A 19,927-nucleotide genomic window follows, 5' to 3' on the forward strand; every position below is an offset into this window, starting at 1 on the left:
GGGTTGCACGCCCGCAGCGCCGCGCGCACAGTGGAGCGCATGGTCGAGGGATACACGTCCGCGCAAGTGCGGGCCGCCGAGGCTCCGCACCTGGCCCGGCGGGAGCCGCTGATGCAGCGCGCCGCCGACGGCCTCGCCCGCGAGCTGCGTCTCGTGCTCGCCGGGCGCTCCGACCGCTCCCGTCCGGCCTCGGTGCTCGTCCTGGTCGGTCCGGGCGACAACGGCGGTGACGCGCTCTACGCGGCCGCCGAGCTCTCCTCCTCCGGAACCGACGTCGTCCTCGTCCTCACGGCCGAGCGGGTGCACCGCCGGGGCCTCGCCGTGGCGCTCGACGAGGGCTGCGGGCAGGTGCCGGCCGACGACGCGCCCGGCCTCGCCGCGGCGGTGGCGCGGGCGGACGTCCTGGTCGACGGGATCCTCGGCATCGGAGCGACGGAGCCCGCGCTGCGGGGGCGGCCGCGCGTCGTCGTCGAGGCGGTGCTCGACGCGCTGGAGCGGCGGGCCGAGCGCCCGGTGGTCGTCGCGGTCGACCTGCCGAGCGGAATCCATCCCGACGACGGGTCGGTCCCCGATCCCACCGTGCTGCGCGCCGATGTGACGGTCGCCTTCGGCGCGATCAAGGCCGGTCTGCTGCTGCCTCCGGGCGACTCCTACGCGGGCCGTCTGCGCCTGGTCGACATCGGCCTCGGCCCGGACCTGGCCGGAGTGGAGCCCGCGGTCCGCGAGTGAGCGAGCGGCTCAGGAGGGAGCGAGGAGGTGCGCCTTCTCGGGGTGCTGCTCGAACCACTGCCCGACGTACCAGCACATCGGCACGACGCTCCGCCCGCCGGCGGCCTCGATGTCGGCGACGGCGAAGGAGACCAGCTCCCCGGCGAGCCCGCGGCCTCGGAAGGGCGGGGTCGTGAAGGAGCGGACGAGGGAGACGCTGCCGGGCGCCTCGCGGTAGTCGAGGACGCCCACCAAGGCGCCGTCGAGGTGGAGCTCGTAGCGCGACGCGTCGTCCGCCCGGCGGAAGTCCTTGGCCATGCCTCCAGAGTAGGACGGCCCGGACGGATCAGGCCTCGTCGCCGAGCATCTCGCCGTCGACGTAGAGCCAGCGACCGTCCTCGCGCAGGAAGCGGCTGCGCTCGTGCACGAGGCCGGGGCCGGCGGGCGAGCGGTAGGAGGCGCGGAACTCGACCAGGCCCTCCTCGTCGCCCTCCCCGCCGAACGAGGTGTCGACGATCTGGAGCCGGCGCCACTGCACGTCGGGATCGAGGTCGATGCGGCGCGGCCGGGTCGAGGGGTGCCAGCTCGCGAGCAGGTAGGGAGCGCTGCCGAGGACGTTCGCGCTGTAGCGGCTGCGCATCAGGCGCTCCGCCGTCGGCGAGGGCTCCTCGCCGAGGTGGGCGGGGCGGCAGCAGTCGGCGTAGTGGCGGCGGCTTCCGCAGGGGCAGGAGTCGGCGGGATGCATCCGGCCAGTGTGGCAGGCGATGCGGCGCCCCCGGTCCGGCGCGGCTCCGGCGAGCGCCGCGACTCCCCGGGCCGTCCAGGTGTGCATCCCCTCCACATCCGCTCCGCCGCCTTGAGGGTGCCGCCGGATCCCGGCAACGTGGCCCCCTCATCGACCACGGACGGAAGGAACGACCCGATGCTCACGCTCACCGACAACGCCAGCACCGTCGTCAAGACCATCACCGGGCAGACCGAGACCCCCGTCGAGGGAGGCCTGCGCATCAGCGGCACCGATCTCGACGCCCGCAACTTCGCTGTCGCGGTCGCCGCGGCCCCCGAGACGACGGACGCCGTCGTGGAGCAGGACGGAGCGCGCGTGTTCCTCGACGTCGCCGCCTCCGTCGCTCTCGGCGACAAGGTCCTCGACGCGCAGGTGGACGAGGGCGGCTCCGTCAGCTTCGGGATCGCTCCGCAGGGCTGACCCCGTCGACATCGGAGGCCGCCCCCACCGCAGTGCGGGAGGGCGGCCTCCGTCGTCCCAGGATCAGGAGAGGATGTCGCGGGTGGTGAAGCGGCCGATCGCGAGGGACCCGAACACGGCGACGTAGGCGAGCTGGAGCAGCGCGTTCTCGCCGAAGGAGCTCCACGCGATCGGGTCGCGCAGGAGGTCGGCGAAGTCGAACCACCGGTCGGTCAGCAGGAACGGGTGGAGGGCGTCCAGCTGCGAGAGCGAGCCGACGATCTGCGCCGCGATGGAGACGACGACGGTGGCCGCCATGGCGCCGACCGGCACATCGGTCAGCGTCGAGATGAAGAGGCCGATCGCCGAGAGCCCGACCAGCGAGAGCGCCGCGTAGACGGCGATCGCCAGGGCCCGGCCGATCGCGTCGCCGAGCGGGACGGTGCTGCCGGAGAGGAGCGTCACCGGTCCCGCCGGGAAGAGCGCCAGGCCGATCAGGATCCCGACCACCATGACAGTGAGTGCTGCGGCGAGGCAGAAGGCGAGGGAGGCGGCGAACTTCACCGCGAGCAGCCGCTCGCGGCCGACGGGGCTGACCAGCAGGTAGCGCAGCGTCCCGAGCGAGGCCTCGCCCGCGATCGCGTCGCCGGCGACGACCCCGACCGTGAGCGGGAGGAACAGCGGGACGGCGACCGTGATGGCCGCGAAGCCGGTGAAGAGGCCGTTGCCGGCGATCGCTCCCACGAAGGACGGCCCGCCTCCGTCCCCGCCCGAGAGCCGCACCGCGACGGCGAGCAGGATCGGGATGGCGGCGAGGGCCGCGAGCAGCGCCCAGGTGCGGCGCCGGCGGAAGAGCAGGGCGAGCTCGGAGGCGAGCAGGGACCCGATCCCCGCGCGGCGGACGGTCGCGTCAGCGCTCGACATCGAAGCCCTCCCCGGTCAGCTCGACGAAGCGCTCCTCGAGCGAGGGGCGGCGGACGGCGAACCCGCGGACGCGGACGTCGGCCCGCACGAGGTCGGCCACCAGCGTCTCGGCCGCGAGCCCGGGCGGCAGAGCGGCGACGACCAGCGGCGGATCGGCGGGGTGCGGGCCCGGCGCGGTGCGCGGCTCCAGACCCCGGGTGTGCAGGGCCACGATCGCGCGCTCGCGGTCGGGCGTCAGCAGCTCGACCGAGGCGGCGTCCCCGCGCAGCTCGTCCAGCCCGCCCTGGGCGACGAGGCGCCCTGTGCGCATGACGGCGGCGTGGGTGCAGAGCTGCTCGATCTCGGCGAGGAGGTGGCTGGAGACGAGGACGGTCGTGCCGTCCTGGTTCAGTCCGCGCACGAGAGCGCGGACCTCGCGGGTGCCCTGCGGGTCGAGGCCGTTCGTGGGCTCGTCCAGCACGATCAGGTCGCGCGGCGAGAGGAGGGCGACCGCGATGCCGAGCCGCTGCTTCATGCCCAGGGAGTAGGAGCCGACCTTCTTGCGCGCCGCGGCCGAGAGGCCGACACGGGCGAGGGCCTCCTTCGCGCGGGTGTCGCGGGTGCGGGACGAGGTGCCCGCCTCCGCGGCGTCGAAGCGCCGGAGGTTGGCCGCTCCGGAGAGGAACGGGTAGAAGCCCGGCCCCTCGACCAGCGCCCCCACCCGGGGCAGGACCTCGGCCGCGCGCCGGGGCATGGCCTGCCCGAGGACGGTGATGCTGCCCGCGGTCGGCGCGGCGAGGGCGAGCAGCATCCGGATCGTCGTGGTCTTGCCCGAGCCGTTCGGGCCGAGGAAGCCGAAGACGGCGCCGCGGGGAACGGCGAGGTCGAGACCGGAGACCGCTTCCTGGCGCCCGAAGCGCTTGGTGAGGCCCCGCGTCTCGACGGCGAGCTCGCCCGCCGTCACCGAGCGGAGGCCGCGTCGCGGAGCGTCTCGGCCGGGACCGCGCCGGCGAGGACGCGTCCGTCGTCGGTGACGAGGACGGTCAGCAGGGCGGAGGAGAGGACGCGGCCCCCGTCGACCGGCGTGGTGACCGCGTCGAGCGAGGAGAGCGCGTCGGCGTCACCGGCGGGCAGCTCGACGACGCTCGTCCAGCCGGACCCCGTGGTGACGACGTCGGAGTGCTCGGCCGTGTCCGCGGCGGGCGCGTCGGAGGCGTCCGCCTCGTCGTCGACCGGAGCGGCCTGCTCCGTCACCTCGGCGCCGGCCGGGGGCGTGAAGGAGAAGAGGGACGCGTCGGGTGTCGAGAAGTCGATGCTCGTGTACGCGACGCTGAACGCGGGCGCGGTGCCCCCGCGGGCGGTCACTGCTACCCCGAGCGGGAGGCCCGTCTCGCCGTCGACCGAGACGGTCACGGAGCCCACGAGGGTGCCGCTGTCGCGGGGCGTGAGCACGAGCTCGTACGCGTCGCGCCCGGCGACGCTGACGTCCGAGCCGACCGCGACCGTGGTCGTCGGGTCGATCGCGGCGAGCAGCTGCTCAGCGGCCGACGACGGCGTCACGACCTGATCGCCCGGCGAGGCCTCGGGGGCTCCGCCCGCGGGAGGCACGAGGTGGGTGGCGGTGTTCGCGCTCGAGTCGTAGATCCAGACTCCGTCGGTCGTCGAGGCGACGACGTCGCGCTCGGCCAGCCGGTCGAGCACCTGGAGGCGCGCGCCCTTCTCGGCGTCGACGTACACGCGCGCCTGGTGCGAGCCGGTGGCGAGCTCGACGAGGGAGTCGGCGGGGTCGGCGGACGCCGAGCCGGCGGAGCCGCCGAGCGCCGAGAGGTCGGGCAGGCCGAGGTCCGAGGTCTGCTGGATCTCGCCGGAGAACGCCGTGGCGTCGCTCTCGGCGACGAAGGCGAGGAGGTCGGCGGCGGACTTCTCGGGGAGGTCCCCCGCGGCGCTCGCCGAGAGGGGGAGGGCGACGGCCGCGGCGACGACGACCGCGGGGACGACGGCGACGGGCGTCCAGCGCTTCCAGTCAATGCTCATGCCGGGAACGCTACGCCTCGAACCTCCGCGGCGGGCCCGGAACGTCCCGGTCCACAGCCTTCCGGAAGGGGGTGCGGTCCGAGACCGCGGCCGGGATGATCAGGGCATGGACCTCCCGTTCGCGCTCCCCGTCGCCCCGATGCTCGCCAAGGCCGTTCCTGCGGTGCCGGAGCAGACCGCCGTCGCGGGCGGATACTCCTACGAGCCGAAGTGGGACGGGTTCCGCGCGATCGTCTCGGTCTCCGGCGGGGAGTGCGAGATCGGGAGCCGCGGCTCCAAGCCGCTGACCCGGTACTTCCCCGAGCTCGTCGAGGCCTTCCTCCGGCTGCTCCCCGACGGCTGCGTGCTCGACGGCGAGATCGTCCTGGCGACCGGCGAGCCGGGAGCGCAGCGGCTCGACTGGGACCTGCTCTCGCAGCGCATCCATCCGGCCGCGAGCCGCGTGAGGATGCTGGCGGAGACCACCCCGGCGATGCTCGTCGCCTTCGACCTGCTCGCCGTGGACGGGCGCAGCATGCTCGAGGAGCCGTACTCGGCGCGGCGGGAGGCGCTTGCCGCGGTGATGGCCGGCGTCCCGCATCCGCTGCACCTCGGCCGCGCCACCGACGACGAGGCCCTGGCGCGCGACTGGCTGGAGCGCTTCGAGGGCGCAGGACTGGACGGCGTCGTGGCGAAGCCCCTGGCCGCGCCCTACTCCCCCGGGAAGCGCGCCGTGCTCAAGGTCAAGCACCACCGCACGGCCGACGTGATCGCGATCGGGTACCGCGAGCACGCCTCCAAGCCGGGCGTGGGCTCGATCCTGCTCGGCCTGCACGGCGACGACGGAGAGGTCCGCCAGGTCGGCGGGGCCTCGGCCTTCAGCGACGAGCGTCGCGTGCAGCTGCTGGAGGAGCTCGCGCCCGCGGTCGAGCGCGACGCGGAGGGAGCACCGGTGCGCGGCGAGGGCGAGCGGAGCCGGTTCTCGAGCGGCCGCGACACCTCCTTCGTGCGCCTGCGTCCCGAGCTCGTGCTCGAGGTCCGCTACGACCAGCGCGAGGGCGACCGCTTCCGGCACACCGTGCAGTTCGAGCGCTGGCGCCCGGACCGCGACGCCGCCTCCTGCACCATGGAGCAGCTGGAGCAGCCGACCGCGTACGACCTCGGCGACGTCCTCGGCTAGGCCTTCTTCGCGCGGCTGGGCTGCACGCGGGGCGGCTCGCCCGGCATCTTGGGGAAGTCGGGCGGGAACGGCAGCTCGCCGAGGCCGGCGGCGACATCGCGCTCCCACCAGCCGAGCAGGGCGTCGAGGCGGCCGGGGGCGTCGTGCATCCGTGCCCACGGATCACCGCGCTCGGCGAGGCGCGCCGGGACCGTGCGGATCGTGAAGGCCCGCGGGTCGACGCAGTCGAGCTCGTCCCAGTCCAGCGGAGTGGAGACGGGAGCGTGCGCGAGCGGCCGCGGGCTGTAGGCACCGGCGATCGTCCGGTCGCGGTTGGCCTGGTTGAAGTCGACGAAGATCCGCTCGCCGCGCTCCTCCTTCCACCACGCCGTCGTGACCTGCCCGGGCATCCGCCGCTCCAGCTCGCGCGCCGCGGCGATCACCGCGTGGCGGACGTCGAGGAACTCGTGCTCGGCGACGATCGGCGCGAAGACGTGCAGGCCACGGTTGCCGGACGTCTTCACGAACGGGTCGAGGCCGGCCTCCCGCAGGACCTCCCGCAGCGCGTGCGCGGCGACGACCGCGTCGGCGACGTCGGTGCCGGGCTGCGGGTCGAGGTCGATCCGCAGCTGGTCGGGCAGGTCGGGCGCATCGGCGCGGGACGCCCACGGGTGGAAGACGACGGTGTTCATCTGCGCCGCCCAGACGGCGGCCGCGGGCTCGTCGATCACGAGCTGCGGATGCACCCGCCCGCTCGGGTACGTCACCGGGACGGACCGGACGTACTCGGGCGCGCCCTTGGGCGGGTTCTTCGAGAAGAACTGCTCGCCCTCGATCCCGGAGGAGAAGCGCTGCAGCGAGACGGGGCGGCCGCCGTTCGCCGCGACGAACGGTTCGCCGACGGCGATCAGGTACTCCGCGACCTCGCGCTTGGTGATGCCCGGCTCCGGGAAGAGCACTCGCTCAGGGCTCGAGATCCGCACCTCCCGGTCGCCGTGCGGTCCGGGGACGGTGAGGACGACGGCGTCGCTGCTGGGCATCTGCTGAGGCTAGCCCGCGGCGCCGCCCGGCGACAGGGGTCCGCCGGGGCGCCGCCGCAGCCGGATCGGGCCCTTCGCCCGCGAGGGGTCGACGACCTGTCCGCCCTGCACGATGTCGATCTCGCCCCGGTCGACCAGGCGGCGCGCGGCCCGGCGCACGGGCTCCATCAGCGGCCGCCACTCCTCGCCGCCGACCCGGCGCGCGACCTCGGACGGGCACGCCGTCGACGACGCCGCTCGCGCGAGCAGGACGGTGCGGATCTCCTCCTCGAGGCGCGCCTCCTCCGGACCGACTCCGCGACGGCGGCAGGCGTCCGAGCAGTAGCGGACGTCGTCCCAGTCCCGTGCCCACTTCGCGCGCCACTCGATCTCGCGACCGCAGGAGGCGCAGGTCTTGCTCTCGGGATGCGCGGTGGACGTGCGCTGACGGTGGGCCATGCCCTCGAGTCTGCGCGCAGACCGCGGCCGCGGCGACGGGTTGCGCTGAGGGCGAGCGACGGGTGCGCGGACGCCGGCGCCGACGACGGGCACCCGATCCGGCGTGATCGGGAACAGGGAGCGGCGGATCGGCGTTCCCCGAGGTGGCGGCGTCATACTCCGCAATGGGGCGGCCCTCCCCCGGCCGGTGCGCCAGTCTGGAGGGGCCGTGCTGCGGCGCGACGGCGGGCCACCACCCCGTGCCGCACCCTCGATCGATCAGGAGTCTCCGATGAGCCGCGAGAACCTCGCCACCACCCCGGACCGCGAGCCGGAGCACCGCGCCTTCGCCGGACTCTCCCCGGAGGACTTCAAGCTCGCGTTCCGCAACCACGCCGCCGGAGTCGCGCTGATCACCGCCGACCCGGGCACCGGCCCGGTCGCCCTGACCGCGACCTCCGTCTTCTCGGTGAGCGCCGAGCCGCCGCTGTTCGTCTTCTCGCTCTCGTCCGCCTCGTCCAGCTCTCCGGCCATCCAGGCGTCCGAGACGCTGGTCGTGCACTTGCTCGGGGCGGAGCAGCTCGACCTGGCGCGCCTGGGCTCGACCAGCGGCATCGACCGCTTCGCCGACACGTCGCTTTGGTCCCGGCTGCCCACGGGCGAGCCGTTCTTCCCGGGCGCCGCCGCCTGGATCCGCGGCACGGTGATCAACCGCATGGAGGCGGGATCGTCCACGATCGTCGCCGTGCACGCCCTCGAGGCCCACGTGCCCGAGGACTCCGAGACCACGGCGCCGCTCGTCTACCACAACCGCACCTGGCACCACCTCGGCGAGCACTCCCGCCTCAGTTGAGCTCCGCGGGCGCTCCGGAGCAGGCGGTTCAGGCGTCCGGGCCGGTCGCCACCGTCCGGCCCGGCGTGCTCGACCACTGCGACCAGGAGCCCGGGTAGAGCGCCGGCGCGAAGCCCGCGAGCGTGAGCGCGACGACGTCGACCGCGGCCGAGACGCCGCTGCCGCAGTACACGCCGACGGGGGCGTCCTCCCGCACGCCGAGCGCCTCGAATCCCGGACGCAGGGCGGAGGCGGGCCGGAACCGCCCCGCGGAGTCGAGCGCCGCGGACGCGGGAGCGTTCCGAGCGCCGGGGATGTGGCCCGCCCGCGGGTCGATCGGCTCGACCTCGCCGCGGTACCGCTCAGGGGCGCGGGCGTCGAGCAGGACGCCCGCCGAGGGCAGCGCCGCCGCCTCGTCGATGTCCAGCACCGGGAGCCGACCGTAGGCCAGCTCGACGTCGCCCCGCTCGCGCAAGACGTCGCCCGTCTCGAGCTCCCGCCCCGAGCGGATCCAGCCGGCGAGCGACCCGTCGAGCAGGCGGACGTCCTCCACTCCCGTCGCCCGCAGCAGCCACCAGGCCCGCGCGGCCGGGACGCTACGCGCGTCGTCGTACACGACGACTGACCGGCCCCGGCGGAGCCCCCAGCCGCGCGCCGCCTCCTGCAGCACCTCGATCGGAGGCAGCGGGTGGCGCCCCTCCTCCGGCTCGCCGTGGGCGGCCAGCTCGTGATCGAGGTCGACGTGCACCGCGCCGGGCAGGTGGCCCGCGAGGTACTCCGGGCGGCCGTAGGGCCGGTCGAGGCGCCAGCGCACGTCGAGGACGAGCGGCGGCTCGGTGGAGGCCATGAGCTCGGCGAGCTCGTCAGGGGTGACCAGCAGGCTCTTGCGGCTGGAGGGGGTCGTCGGGGTCATGGCGTCCTTCCGATCCGCGTCGTCGGCGGAGTCCTGCCCCAGCATGCCGGGTCGCCCGGCGGCGCGGGAGCTCGGGCGGCAGCGGAGCATCAGTGCGCAAGGCGCCTTGTCGATGGTCGTCCGCCGGAGAGCCTCTCGCGCAGGCGGGTCGTCTTCGCCACTCGATACCCGCGAGCGTGGCCCGGAGGCCTGCAGGGGACCGCTCGGGCCTGAGAGAGGAGGGTGAGGCTCTCGTCGTCGGAGGACGGCCGAAGGCCCGCCCCTCCGTCAGGGGCGGACCTTCGCTGCCATCAGTTGGACTCGCAGGCGAGCCCGTCGTCGTCCCTGTCGAGCCCGGCGACATCGCCGTAGTACGGGTAGTACAGGTCGAAGTACCGCTGAGCTGAGGCCTGGTCCGGGAAGTCGTCGCAGTTCACAGCGTCGCCGGGATAGGCAGGTCGTCCCGGGCCTGGCGCCGGTGCCGGCGCCGCGGCCTGGGTGCTCGCCCAGAGTGCGCGGCCCTGCGGCGAGTAGATCACCAGGTTGCCGTCGTTCTGCATGACCATCCGGGAGCCCGGGCTGCCCGCCGTGCCGGACTGCCAGCGTGCTCCGCCGGAGCCCGCGTAGACCACGGCGTTGCCGTCGGACTGCATCTCGAGCCGGTTGCCGCCTCCGGACGTGCCGGCCGCCCAGCGGGCCGAGCCGCGCGAGTAGACGACGAGGTTGCCGTCGCCCTGCATGACCGCCTCGCTCCCTCCGTCGGAGGAGCGCAGCAGCTGTCCGGAGGTGAGCCGGCTCCCGGAGGAGAGGGTGTCCCGGACGGCGGGCGCGGGCGGCGCCGGAGGGGTGTCGCTCGCCCACAGCGCGCGGCCCGAGGCGGAGTAGACGACCAGGTTGCCGTCGTTCTGCATCTGCAGGCGGGATCCCGGGTTGCCCGCCGTTCCCGAGGCCCAGAGGGGTCGGCCCGAGGCGGAGGTGACCACGGCGTTGCCGTCCGACTGCATCGAGAGCGTCTCGCCCTCGCCCTGGGTGCCGGCGCCCCAGCGGACGTCCCCCCGCGAGTAGACCGCGAGATTGCCGTCGCCCTGCAGGGAGGCGCGGGACCGGCCGTCCGGCGAGGTGAGCTGCTGTCCCCGGCTGAGCCGCGAGCCGGAGGAGAGGACGTCGCGGATCTCGGGCGCGCGCGAGGTCGAGCTCGCCCAGAGCGGCCGTCCGGAGGCGGCGGTGATCACCAGGTTGCCGTCGTTCTGCATTTGCATCCGCGCGCCCGGGTTCCCGGGCGTTCCCGCCTGCCAGCGCACGCCGGACCCGGGGGCCGAGACCACCGCGTTCCCGTCGGTCTGCATCGCGAGGCGGTTGCCTGCTCCGGAGGTGACGGAGCTCCAGCGCGGCGATCCGTCCACGGAGACGACGAGATTGCCGTCGCTCTGCATCGCGGCGCGCGAGCGGCCGTCCGAGGCGGTCAGCTGCTGTCCCGGAGCGAGCTCGCGCCCGCTGTCGAGGACGTCGGCGATCGGCTCCGGCTCGGGCGCCTGCTCGTCGGCCGAGGACCAGGCCGTGTCCCCGTTCGGGCGGACGAGCACGAGCTGCCCGTCGTCCTGGATGAGGGCGAGCGCGCCGGTCTCTTCCGCGGTCCCGGACGCCCAGACGGGCATGCCGGAGCCGGTCACGACGACGAGGTTGCCGTCCTCCTGCATCCGCACCGTGGTCGCTCCGGTGCCCTGGGTCCTGGTGCTCCAGACGGGGCGGCGCCCGGCGTCGTAGATCACGGCGTTACCGTCCGCCTGCATCTCGAAGCTCGCGGAGTCTCCGTTCGAGAAGATGCGCTCGCCCGCGTCGAGCGAGTCGCCGCCGAGGAGGGCGTTCGTGTAGGTCTGCGATCCGCGCGCCTCGGCGGGCGGAGTCTCCCCCGGGACGAAGGCGGTCGGAGTCTCGGCGACGGCCTGCGTCGCGAGGGCGGACGGCGCCAGAGCGGCGGAACCGCCCGCGGCGAGCAGGCAGGCGAGGGCCATCGCCGCGAGGCGATGAGGAGGTCGTGGCACGGAGAGCCCTTTCGGAGGCGGCGGCGGCGGAAGCCGGGGTCGAGCGGAGCCTGGCACGCGCTCGCCACGGCCGTCCATCCGGGCCGCGCGGAACTACTCAGCCGGAGCGGGCGATCCGCGCCGGGGGCGCGGGCGCCGCCTCCGGACCACGGAGCCTCCGGCCGGCTCGCGCGCCCCGGTCGGGGGCGGCGGCGATCGACGCGGATCGACGGAGGACGTGCTCCCACGGCCGGAGCGCACCCCGCGCCGGCGCCCCGGGAGGCGGCTCGGACCTCCCGCGGCACGGAGGAGGTCCCCGTTCCTCCTAAAATCGGAGTCATGTCGAAAGTGTTGAGCAGTCTGCCCGTGGGCGAGCGTGTCGGAATCGCATTCTCGGGAGGCCTCGACACATCCGTCGCCGTCGCCTGGATGCGCGAGAAGGGCGCGGTGCCCTGCACGTACACGGCCGACATCGGCCAGTACGACGAGCCCGACATCGAGAGCGTCCCGTCCCGCGCGGCCCAGTACGGCGCCGAGATCTCGCGCCTCGTCGACGCGAAGAGCGCGCTGGTCGAGGAGGGGCTCGTCGCCCTGCAGTGCGGCGCCTTCCACATCCGCTCCGGCGGCAAGACCTACTTCAACACCACCCCCCTCGGCCGCGCCGTGACCGGCACCCTCCTCGTCCGCGCCATGCGCGAGGACGGCGTCGACATCTGGGGCGACGGCTCGACCTACAAGGGCAACGACATCGAGCGGTTTTACCGCTACGGCCTGCTCGCCAACCCCCGCCTGCGCATCTACAAGCCCTGGCTCGACGTGCAGTTCGTCAACGAGCTCGGCGGCCGCACCGAGATGTCGGAGTGGCTGGTCGCCCGCGGCTTCCCCTACCGCGACGCCACCGAGAAGGCCTACTCGACCGACGCCAACATCTGGGGCGCCACCCACGAGGCCAAGCGCCTCGAGGAGCTCTCCAGCGGCCTCGAGCTCGTCGAGCCGATCATGGGTGTCGCGTCGTGGCGCGACGAGGTCGAGATCGCCTCCGAGGTCGTCTCGGTGCGCTTCGAGGCCGGCCGCCCCGTCGCGCTGAACGGCGTCGAGTTCTCGGACGCCGTCGCGCTCGTGCTCGAGGCGAACGCGATCGGCGGACGCCACGGGCTCGGCGTCTCGGACCAGATCGAGAACCGGATCATCGAGGCCAAGAGCCGCGGCATCTACGAGGCCCCCGGCATGGCGCTGCTGCACATCGCCTACGAGCGCCTGCTGAACGCGATCCACAACGAGGACACCGTCGCCCAGTACCACTCGGAGGGCCGCCGTCTCGGCCGCCTCATGTACGAGGGCCGCTGGCTCGACCCGCAGTCGCTGATGCTGCGCGAGTCCATCCAGCGCTGGGTCGGCTCGGCCGTCTCCGGGGAGGTCACCCTGCGCCTGCGCCGCGGCGACGACTACACGATCCTCGACACGACCGGCCCGGCGCTGAGCTACCACCCCGACAAGCTCTCGATGGAGCGGGTCGGCGACGCCGCCTTCGGCCCCGAGGACCGCATCGGGCAGCTCACGATGCGCAACCTCGACATCGCCGACTCCCGTTCGCGGCTCGAGCAGTACGCGGCCGCCGGCCTCGTCGGCGGTCCGACCGCCGAGCTCGTCGGCGAGCTCGAGATCGGCGAGGCCGATGCGATCACCGAGGGCGGCGGGTCCGCAGCGGCAGACGCGCTGGGACGCGCCACCGACCTGGCCTCGGAGGGTGCGGCGTTCGACGCCGGAACCGACTGACCCCGCCCGTCCGACGCCCCCGCGCGCATCCGTCCCACCGGGACGCGAGGCGCACGGGGGCGTCGTGCTGTGCGGGCCGACCCGGCGCGCCGGGTGCGAGGGCGGGCCCGGCGCGAGAGCGGTGCTCCGGCGTTCGTCGCGCCGGCCGTCAGGGCGCGGAGGATCGGACGAGCGCGAGCGCGGCGTCCACGGTGGCGAGCGACTGCGCCGGATCGACGCGGGCCAGCACGAGCGCGGCCACCAGGAGCGACACGAGGACGTCCGCCTGAGCCGACGCCCACGCCTGCGCGTCGGGCCAGCGGGCCAGCGCTCCGGCGCGCAGTGCGCCCAGCAGCTCGGCCCGGTAGTCGGCGATCACCTCGCGCACGGCGTCGTCGCGCGCGATCGGCGCGCCCGCGGCGTTGAGCAGCAGACAGCCGCTCCTCGCGGAGAGCGTGCGGGAGTCGGCGAGCGCCGCCCGCAGCCCGGTGAAGTACACCTCGAGCGCCGTCGGCGACGCCCCTCCCGGATCGACGAGCGGGGCGAGCCGGGGCCGCACCACCTCGTCGAGGTAGCTCTGCACGGCGGCGTCGAAGAGCCCGCGCTTGCTGCCGAAGGCGTGGTAGAGGCTGGAGCGGCGCAGTCCGGTCGCGGACTCCAGGTCCGGGAGCGACGCCTCCTCGAAGCCGCTCTCCCAGAAGACGGCGCGGGCGGCGCGGACGACCTGCTCGGTGTCGAAGCCCTGCGTGCGACCCACGGTGCTCCTCCTGAGGGGTGACAGCTGCGGCGCCGCACTGGCACGGACCGCTCGCTCCAGTATATTGTGGACTGGTCGTTACACAATCGGTGCGGAGCCCTCCGCATCACGACCATCGCCTGGAGGCCCGCCGTGATCGTTCTCGGACTGGTGCTCGCCGCTCTCGCCGCGGCGCTGCACGTCTACATCTTCGTGCTCGAGTCGGTCCTCTGGACGACCTCGCGCGCCCGATCGACGTTCGGCACGACCGCCGGCGAGGCGGAGGCGACGAAGGAGATGGCCTACAACCAGGGCTTCTACAACCTCTTCCTCGCCGTCGTCACCGTGGCGGGCATCGTCGCCGTCGCGATCGGCGCCACCGCCGTCGGCGCGGCCCTCGTGTTCGCCGGCGCCGGATCGATGGTCGCCGCAGCACTCGTCCTGCTCCTCTCCGCTCCGACCAAGCGCCGCGCCGCGCTGACCCAGATGACCCCGGGTCTGCTCGCGGTGATCGCTCTCGCCGTCGGCCTCTCACTCTGATCCCCTCCGATCCACCACCACGAAAGGTCCTATGAGCACCGTCACCAGCACCCAGATCCAGCTCGTCCGCCGCCCCGACGGCTGGCCCGTCGCCGAGGACTTCCGGACCGCGACCGTCGAGTACGGCGATCCGGCCGCGGGCGAGATCCGCGTCGAGAACGCCTTCCTCTCGGTCGACCCCTACATGCGCGGCCGCATGAACGACGTGAAGAGCTACACCCCGCCCTTCGCCCTCGGCGAGACCATGACCGGCGGTGCCGTCGGCCGGGTGACCGTCTCCGACGACCCCGCGTTCCCCGTCGGCAGCGCGGTCCTGCACCAGCTCGGCTGGCGCGACGTCGTGCAGGCCGAGTCGTCGCAGTTCCGCGTCGTCCCCGAGATCCCCGGAGTGCCGCTCTCGCTCCGCCTCGGCATCCTCGGGATGACCGGACTCACCGCGTACGTCGGGCTCACCGCCATCGCGGGCATGAAGGAGGGCGACACCGTCTTCGTCTCGGGCGCCGCGGGAGCCGTCGGCTCGGCCGCCGGTCAGATCGCGCGCCTCCTCGGAGCCGAGCGGGTCGTCGGATCCGCGGGCTCGGCCGAGAAGGTCGCCCTGCTGACCGAGAAGTACGGCTACGACGCCGCCTTCGACTACCACTCCGGCCCGGTCCGCGAGCAGCTGGCCGAGGCCGCGCCCGACGGGATCGACGTGTACTTCGACAACGTCGGCGGCGACCACCTCGAAGCGGCCCTCGACGCCTTCCGCGACGGCGGCCGCGCGGCGCTCTGCGGAGCGATCGCCGGCTACAACAGCACCGAGAAGACGCCCGGCCCCGACAACATGGCGAACATCATCACCCGCGGTCTCACGCTGCGCGGATTCACGCTGTCCGGCTACCTCGACCACGCGCCGGAGTTCAACCGGCTGATGGCCGGATGGTTCGCCGACGGAGAGATCGCCTACGACGAGACCGTCGTCGACGGCATCGACCACGCCGTGGACGCGTTCCTCTCGATGATGCGCGGCGGTAACACCGGGAAGATGGTCGTCCGCGTCTAGCGCCGACCCCGGTGCGGCGGGCGCGGGGAGGGGCACCTCCGGACGCCCGCCGCATCCGTCCTCCGCCTCCCTGACCGGGACCTCCGAGAATGCTCGCGGATCCGCGGGGCCGATCGGTCCGGGCGGTGGCAGACTGCGGACATGAGCACGTTCTCGCACCGGACCGGCGCCTCCGCGCTGGCAGCAGCAGCACTCGTCCTCGTCCTCTCCGGCTGCGCGGGCAGCGGCGGAGCCCCGTCCGCGCGGACGCCGCTCCCGACGCCGACCGCGACCGCGACCCCGACGTCTTCGCCGACTCCCGCTCCGACGCCGACTCCCACCGTGACCGTGACGGTCACGGCGACCCCCGAGCCCTCGTCAACCGGTTCTCCCGCCGCGGATCCGGCGGCGGCGCGCTGCACAGGCTCCGACCTGACGATGGAGTACCGCCCCGACCCCGACGCGTCGGGTGCCGGGAACAGCGCCTTCGACCTCGTGCTCACCAGCACCTCCTCCTCCGACTGCGCTCTCGCGGGCATCCCCGGCATCTACGCGACCGACGCCGACGGGAACCGGATCAGCGCGGTCGCCGACGCGTCCGGCCCGAACCCCGACGCTCCCGTGATCCTCGTCCCGGGCGCCCGGGCGGACGTCCGGGTCGCCTGGCACTCCCCCGGCGCCTACGGCTGCACGGTCGGGACCTCCGCGTACCTCGTCGCCGAGGTCCTCGACGCCCCGGACGGCGCTGTCCGCGCCCCCGCCGAGCTCCAGGTGTGCACCGACGGCACCGTGATGATGGACGCCTCCGCCTACACGCTGCTCTGAGCCCTCCCCGAGCGCGCACGCCTCCCGCGCGGCTCGCTCACCGGGCGCGACCCCTTGACCGGGCGCGGCGCAGCCGGGACCCTCGCACTACACGTCCCCACCCCACCCCGGAGGTCACCATGAAGGTCGGCTCACTCGTTCTCCGTCTCGCCGTCGGCGGGCTCTTCGTCGGACACGGTCTGCAGAAGCTGCGGGGCTCGTTCGACGGCCCCGGCCTCGACGGCACCGAGCAGATGATGTCGAGCCTGGAGATGCACCCGGCCCGGCGCAACGCCGTCGCCGCAGCGGTGACCGAGACGGCCGGAGGCGCCGCTCTCGCCCTCGGCGCCGCGACTCCGCTCGCCGCCGCCGGACTCGTCGCCACGATGGTCACCGCCGTGCGCAAGGTGCACTGGAGCAACGGCCTGTGGAACGCGGGCGGCGGGTGGGAGTACAACGCCGTCCTCGTCGCGGCGACGGCCGCGATCGTCGCGGACGGCCCCGGCGCGCTCTCGTTCGACGCCCTGATCGGCAAGCGCAAGTGGGGAGCCGGCTGGGCGCTGTTCGCCCTGATCGGCGGAGCGGCTGCGTCGACCGCCCTGATCGAGGCCGGCCGACGCGCCGCGCCGGTCGGAGCGGGCACCTCCGGCTCCGACGACGGCGGGTCGGACGACGACGGCGCCGACTCGACCGCCTCGTAGCCCCGCTCCGCCGCACTGTGCGGGCGCGGTAGCGTCGGAGGCGTGACCGAGACACGCGCCTCCGACCCCGACCGCCCCGAGACCGACGCGCTCGCCCTCTGGCTCGCGGCGGTCGAGCGCCTCGACGCTCAGGACGACCCGGACGGCGTCGTCGAGCGGATGCGCGTCCTCGCAGCCCGCTATCCGGGACACGACGGAGTCGCCGCTTTCGAGCTGGGCGGCGCCCTCGACAGCGCGGGACACGGGGCGGAGGCGGCGGTCGAGTACGAGCGCGCCCTCGCCGCCGGCCTGGATGACGAGCGGCGGGCGCGGACGACGATCCAGTACGCCTCGACACTCCGGAACCTCGGCCGCACCGACGAGGCGATCGACCTCCTCGCCGGCGCCGCTGCGCACCCCGCGGTGGGCTCCGCGCGGGAGGTGTTCCTCGCGCTCGCCCTGCACAGCGCCGGGCGCGTCGACGAAGCCCTGCGGATCGCGCTGGAGGCGCTGGCTCCGGGGCTCCCCCGGTACCAGCGCTCCGTCCGCGCCTACGCCGCCGCCCTCACCGACCCCGAGCAGTAGCGCGGGCGGCTCCTCCACACGGAGGCTCGGCGCGGCGAGCGCTGAGCCTCCATGGGCGCCGACTCAGTCCTCGAGCAGGATCGCGTCGATCTGCCCCATCGCCTGGCGGAGTCCCTCCTCCATGCCCATCTGGACCATCTGCTCGAGCTGCTCGACCGACTCGAAACGGCTGCTGAGGACCATCCGCGTGCGCCCCGGCTCGATCTCGTCGAGGGTGACCGTGGCCCGGGTGATCCCCAGCGCGTCGACCGGGTCGCCGCGCTCGTCGGCGAAGCCGTCCTCGAACTCGAACCGCGTCGGCTCCTCCACCCGGGTCACGCGCCACCAGCCGCGCGCCTGCTCGCCGTCCGGTCCCGTCATGACGTAGGCGCTCCGTCCGCCCTCGACCGGCTCGTGCCGCTCGAAGGTCGCCGGCCAGGTCGGCGGCCCCCACCAGCGCTCGAGGCGGCGCGGATCCGTCCAGAGGAGCCAGACGCGCTCGATCCCCGCGTCGAACTCGGCGGTCACGGTCAGGGTCAGTTCCTCGATGTCCTTCACGGACTGCAGCACGCTCATCGCGCCTCTCCCTCCAGCAGATCCCGCGCGCCGGTCGGCTCGCGGGTGTCACTCCTCGTCGAGGAGGTCCGACATGCGGTCGATCCTCCCCGCCCACAGCTGCTCGTAGGCGTCGAGCAGGCGCGACGCCCGCCGCACTGCGGCGACCTCGCCCTGCACCAGCTGCTCCCGCCCCCTCCTCCGCTTGCGGACGAGTGCCGCCCGCTCGAGGACGGCCACGTGCTTCTGCACCGCCGCGAACGACATCTCGTAGCGCGCCGCGAGTGCGGAGACGGACTGCTCGCCGACCAGCACCCGGGCGACGATGTCGCGGCGGGTGCTGTCGGCCAGCGCCCGGAAGAGCAGGTCGATGTCGGCGTCCATTCGTACAACCATGTGGTTGCACATTAGGGCCGTCCCCTCCCCCGCGCAAGAGCATCCGTCTCCGGGGCGAGCGCACCGACCGGCGCCCGACCTCAGGCGCTCGCGGCGTCGAGGGCCTCGGCAGCGGCCGCGAGCACCCAGTCCGGCAGGGGGCGGGCCGCGAACAGCGAGGCGTAGAGCCGGGCCATCGAGTCGTCGGGGTCGAGCCGCAGCGCCTCGTCGAGGTGGAGCCCCGCGAGGCTCGAGACTCCCCTCGCCCACCAGCACCACGCGAGAACGGTGAGCACGGAGGAGCGCGCCTCCTCCGGCGCCAGCGCGGCGGCGCGGGCGAGGAGCCCGGTCGCCCGCGCCAGACGGCCGCGCTCCGGAGCACGCCCGCTGCCGAGCAGCAGGGCCGACAGCTCGAGGTCGTGGTCGTCGTCCGTTCCGGCGCGGGCGTCGCCCACCGCGCCGGGCGGCACTCCCACTCCTGCCTGCGGGCTCCGCGCGATCTGCACGGTCACCCGGTCGCGGAGGGGCGGCGACTGCAGGGTCCGCACGATCAGTCCTTCGCGGCGGACGTCCCGCGGTCCGCTGAGCCAGCGCTCGACGAGCCGTTCCGTGTCGCCGACCAGGGGCGGCCGGCGGAGCACCTCCGCGACGAGCGCGCGATCCTCCTCGGCGACCGGCGGCAGCACGGAGAGCGCGTCGATGTCCAGTGGCTCGTCGGCCACCGCTCGGGCGAGGACGCCGGTCTCGCTCCGCTCGATCTCGAGGAGCGGACGTGGCCTGCGGCACTCCTCGGCGTCCGTGTAGCGCCCCCATCCGTCGGCGGCGATGCAGGCCACGGCGATGATGTCCAGGCGCGTGCGCTCCAGGCGCCGGAGCACCGCGCGGCCGAGGTCGAGATGCGGGATCCCCCGCTCCTCGGCGTAGCCCGCACGGGTGCAGACCACCACCAGCACACCGGTGGCCCGCGGCATCGTCTCCATCATGGCCGCGCAGCCGCCCGCCAGCGCCTCCGCCTCCATCCCGCGCAACGTCTCCGGGAGCGGGATCCGGAAGCCGCCTCCGGCGCGCGTGCCGAGGAACGGCACCACCACGACGGACTCCTCCGGACGGATGCCGATGATGGAGGGGACGGCCGCCAGGAGGTCCTGGATCGCGCTCGCCCGCAGGACTTCGGGATCGCGGCGGCGGGACGGAGGAGCAGGGGTTCGCTGTGTGGATGTCATGTCCGACACCCTGCTCGCGTCGCCGGCGGCGCGAGATCCCGCCGGCCCGGACCGGGGAGAACCGGAGCGGATCGGCGCCTGTGGAGGAGCGCCCGGGGCCGGCGGCTCAGCCGGCCGCGGGAGCCCGCAGCACCTTCGCCATCGGCCGTCCCTTCGCGATCTCGTCGATCAGCTTGTCGAGGTACCGGATGCGCTGCATCAGCGGATCCTCGATCGTCTCGACCCGCACGCCGCAGATCACCCCCGTGATCGCCGAGGCCTGCGGAGGCAGGCGCGCCGCCGCGAAGAACTCCTCGAAGGTCGTCCTGCTCTCGAGGTGCCGGGCCAGCTCCTCGTCCGAGAAGCCGGTGAGCCAGCGGACCGCCTCGTCGACCTCCTCCCTCGTCCGGCCCTTGCGCTCCGCCTTCGCCACGTAGAGGGGGTGCACGTCGGCGAACGCCACGGAGAAGATCCTGCTCATGGCCGGGAAGCGTACTCGCGCGACGCCCGGCGCGGCAGAGGCG

Annotated in this window: 24 protein-coding genes; 10 read left to right on the top strand and 14 right to left on the bottom strand. The window is 74.3% G+C overall.

Annotated elements, in window-relative coordinates:
- Positions 1–39 precede the first annotated feature (39 nt).
- Entirely contained in the window at positions 40–729 is a 690-nt protein-coding gene (locus C5C46_RS01525; RefSeq protein WP_104225395.1) for an NAD(P)H-hydrate epimerase, read from the top strand.
- Between the two features lie 9 nt (positions 730–738).
- On the opposite strand, the gene C5C46_RS01530 is transcribed toward C5C46_RS01525, so the two are convergent.
- Together C5C46_RS01530 and C5C46_RS01535 are read right to left on the bottom strand one after the other, a co-directional pair.
- On the bottom strand, positions 739–1,026 hold the full coding sequence (locus C5C46_RS01530) for a GNAT family N-acetyltransferase (protein WP_104225396.1): 288 nt from the start codon (positions 1,024–1,026) through the stop codon (positions 739–741).
- A gap of 28 nt (positions 1,027–1,054) precedes the next feature.
- Positions 1,055–1,453, bottom strand: a complete 399-nt coding sequence (locus C5C46_RS01535) for a YchJ family protein (RefSeq protein ID WP_104225449.1) — start codon at positions 1,451–1,453, stop codon at positions 1,055–1,057.
- Between the two features lie 177 nt (positions 1,454–1,630).
- Here C5C46_RS01535 and C5C46_RS01540 point away from each other — a divergent pair, with 177 nt between their 5' ends.
- Positions 1,631–1,915 carry a hypothetical protein gene (locus C5C46_RS01540; RefSeq protein ID WP_104225397.1) on the top strand — a complete coding sequence of 95 codons (285 nt, stop codon included), beginning with the start codon at positions 1,631–1,633 and terminating at the stop codon, positions 1,913–1,915.
- Between the two features lie 63 nt (positions 1,916–1,978).
- Here C5C46_RS01540 and C5C46_RS01545 read toward each other — a convergent pair whose 3' ends face one another.
- The 3 genes from C5C46_RS01545 to C5C46_RS16705 are packed head-to-tail and all read right to left on the bottom strand — an operon-like array spanning position 1,979 to position 4,831.
- Complete coding sequence (locus tag C5C46_RS01545) at positions 1,979–2,818, bottom strand: ABC transporter permease (RefSeq protein WP_104225398.1); 840 nt, start codon at positions 2,816–2,818, stop codon at positions 1,979–1,981.
- Positions 2,805–3,761: an ABC transporter ATP-binding protein gene (locus C5C46_RS01550; RefSeq protein WP_104225399.1), complete on the bottom strand. Its 957-nt coding sequence runs from the start codon at positions 3,759–3,761 to the stop codon at positions 2,805–2,807. The genes C5C46_RS01545 and C5C46_RS01550 overlap by 14 nt, the downstream gene beginning before the upstream one ends.
- Positions 3,758–4,831, bottom strand: coding sequence for a DUF2092 domain-containing protein (locus C5C46_RS16705; RefSeq protein WP_104225400.1), 1,074 nt, complete (start codon positions 4,829–4,831; stop codon positions 3,758–3,760). Before C5C46_RS16705 ends, C5C46_RS01550 begins: the two co-directional genes overlap by 4 nt.
- 106 nt (positions 4,832–4,937) lie before the next feature.
- Between C5C46_RS16705 and C5C46_RS01560 the strand changes: the two genes are divergently transcribed.
- Positions 4,938–5,990 carry an ATP-dependent DNA ligase gene (locus C5C46_RS01560; RefSeq protein ID WP_104225401.1) on the top strand — a complete coding sequence of 351 codons (1,053 nt, stop codon included), beginning with the start codon at positions 4,938–4,940 and terminating at the stop codon, positions 5,988–5,990.
- On the opposite strand, the gene ligD is transcribed toward C5C46_RS01560, so the two are convergent.
- Together ligD and C5C46_RS01570 are read right to left on the bottom strand one after the other, a co-directional pair.
- Positions 5,987–7,009: a non-homologous end-joining DNA ligase gene (gene ligD, locus C5C46_RS01565; RefSeq protein WP_181136472.1), complete on the bottom strand. Its 1,023-nt coding sequence runs from the start codon at positions 7,007–7,009 to the stop codon at positions 5,987–5,989. The genes C5C46_RS01560 and ligD overlap by 4 nt on opposite strands.
- 9 nt (positions 7,010–7,018) lie before the next feature.
- Positions 7,019–7,447, bottom strand: a complete 429-nt coding sequence (locus tag C5C46_RS01570) for a DUF2256 and DUF3253 domain-containing protein (RefSeq protein ID WP_104225402.1) — start codon at positions 7,445–7,447, stop codon at positions 7,019–7,021.
- 271 nt (positions 7,448–7,718) lie between these two features.
- Between C5C46_RS01570 and C5C46_RS01575 the strand changes: the two genes are divergently transcribed.
- Positions 7,719–8,279 (top strand): flavin reductase family protein, encoded by a 561-nt coding sequence (locus C5C46_RS01575; protein WP_104222547.1) that lies wholly within the window; start codon positions 7,719–7,721, stop codon positions 8,277–8,279.
- Positions 8,280–8,307: 28 nt separating this feature from the next.
- Here the strand turns inward: C5C46_RS01575 and C5C46_RS01580 are convergent, their stop codons facing one another.
- Together C5C46_RS01580 and C5C46_RS01585 are read right to left on the bottom strand one after the other, a co-directional pair.
- The gene (locus tag C5C46_RS01580; protein WP_104225451.1) at positions 8,308–9,171 is read right to left on the bottom strand and encodes a sulfurtransferase; all 864 of its coding nucleotides are present in this window, start codon (positions 9,169–9,171) and stop codon (positions 8,308–8,310) included.
- Between the two features lie 290 nt (positions 9,172–9,461).
- Complete coding sequence (locus tag C5C46_RS01585) at positions 9,462–11,162, bottom strand: excalibur calcium-binding domain-containing protein (RefSeq protein ID WP_181136473.1); 1,701 nt, start codon at positions 11,160–11,162, stop codon at positions 9,462–9,464.
- A gap of 348 nt (positions 11,163–11,510) precedes the next feature.
- Between C5C46_RS01585 and argG the strand changes: the two genes are divergently transcribed.
- Entirely contained in the window at positions 11,511–12,947 is a 1,437-nt protein-coding gene (gene argG / locus C5C46_RS01590) for an argininosuccinate synthase (RefSeq protein ID WP_104222545.1), read from the top strand.
- Positions 12,948–13,095: 148 nt separating this feature from the next.
- Here argG and C5C46_RS01595 read toward each other — a convergent pair whose 3' ends face one another.
- Entirely contained in the window at positions 13,096–13,683 is a 588-nt protein-coding gene (locus C5C46_RS01595) for a TetR/AcrR family transcriptional regulator (protein WP_104225404.1), read from the bottom strand.
- Positions 13,684–13,815: 132 nt separating this feature from the next.
- Here C5C46_RS01595 and C5C46_RS01600 point away from each other — a divergent pair, with 132 nt between their 5' ends.
- From C5C46_RS01600 to C5C46_RS01625, 5 genes are all read left to right on the top strand, one after another.
- Positions 13,816–14,202 carry a DUF1304 domain-containing protein gene (locus tag C5C46_RS01600; RefSeq protein ID WP_104222543.1) on the top strand — a complete coding sequence of 129 codons (387 nt, stop codon included), beginning with the start codon at positions 13,816–13,818 and terminating at the stop codon, positions 14,200–14,202.
- A 31-nt stretch (positions 14,203–14,233) separates the two neighbouring features.
- Entirely contained in the window at positions 14,234–15,244 is a 1,011-nt protein-coding gene (locus tag C5C46_RS01605) for an NADP-dependent oxidoreductase (RefSeq protein ID WP_104222542.1), read from the top strand.
- A 141-nt stretch (positions 15,245–15,385) separates the two neighbouring features.
- The gene (locus C5C46_RS16710; RefSeq protein WP_181125676.1) at positions 15,386–16,048 is read left to right on the top strand and encodes a DUF4232 domain-containing protein; all 663 of its coding nucleotides are present in this window, start codon (positions 15,386–15,388) and stop codon (positions 16,046–16,048) included.
- Positions 16,049–16,167: 119 nt separating this feature from the next.
- Positions 16,168–16,728, top strand: a complete 561-nt coding sequence (locus tag C5C46_RS01620) for a DoxX family protein (protein ID WP_104222539.1) — start codon at positions 16,168–16,170, stop codon at positions 16,726–16,728.
- 42 nt (positions 16,729–16,770) lie between these two features.
- Positions 16,771–17,292, top strand: coding sequence for a tetratricopeptide repeat protein (locus tag C5C46_RS01625; protein WP_258059249.1), 522 nt, complete (start codon positions 16,771–16,773; stop codon positions 17,290–17,292).
- Between the two features lie 63 nt (positions 17,293–17,355).
- On the opposite strand, the gene C5C46_RS01630 is transcribed toward C5C46_RS01625, so the two are convergent.
- The 4 genes from C5C46_RS01630 to C5C46_RS01645 form a co-directional block, all read right to left on the bottom strand.
- Positions 17,356–17,847 carry an SRPBCC domain-containing protein gene (locus C5C46_RS01630; RefSeq protein WP_104222538.1) on the bottom strand — a complete coding sequence of 164 codons (492 nt, stop codon included), beginning with the start codon at positions 17,845–17,847 and terminating at the stop codon, positions 17,356–17,358.
- 48 nt (positions 17,848–17,895) lie between these two features.
- Entirely contained in the window at positions 17,896–18,222 is a 327-nt protein-coding gene (locus tag C5C46_RS01635) for a metalloregulator ArsR/SmtB family transcription factor (protein ID WP_104222609.1), read from the bottom strand.
- 80 nt (positions 18,223–18,302) lie between these two features.
- Positions 18,303–19,424: a DUF4192 family protein gene (locus C5C46_RS01640; protein WP_104263031.1), complete on the bottom strand. Its 1,122-nt coding sequence runs from the start codon at positions 19,422–19,424 to the stop codon at positions 18,303–18,305.
- 106 nt (positions 19,425–19,530) lie between these two features.
- Complete coding sequence (locus tag C5C46_RS01645; RefSeq protein WP_104225408.1) at positions 19,531–19,884, bottom strand: DUF2200 domain-containing protein; 354 nt, start codon at positions 19,882–19,884, stop codon at positions 19,531–19,533.
- Positions 19,885–19,927: the final 43 nt, after the last annotated feature.

It is taken from the genome of Rathayibacter sp. AY1E6, from assembly GCF_002931115.1.
GTDB lineage: Bacteria > Actinomycetota > Actinomycetes > Actinomycetales > Microbacteriaceae > Rathayibacter.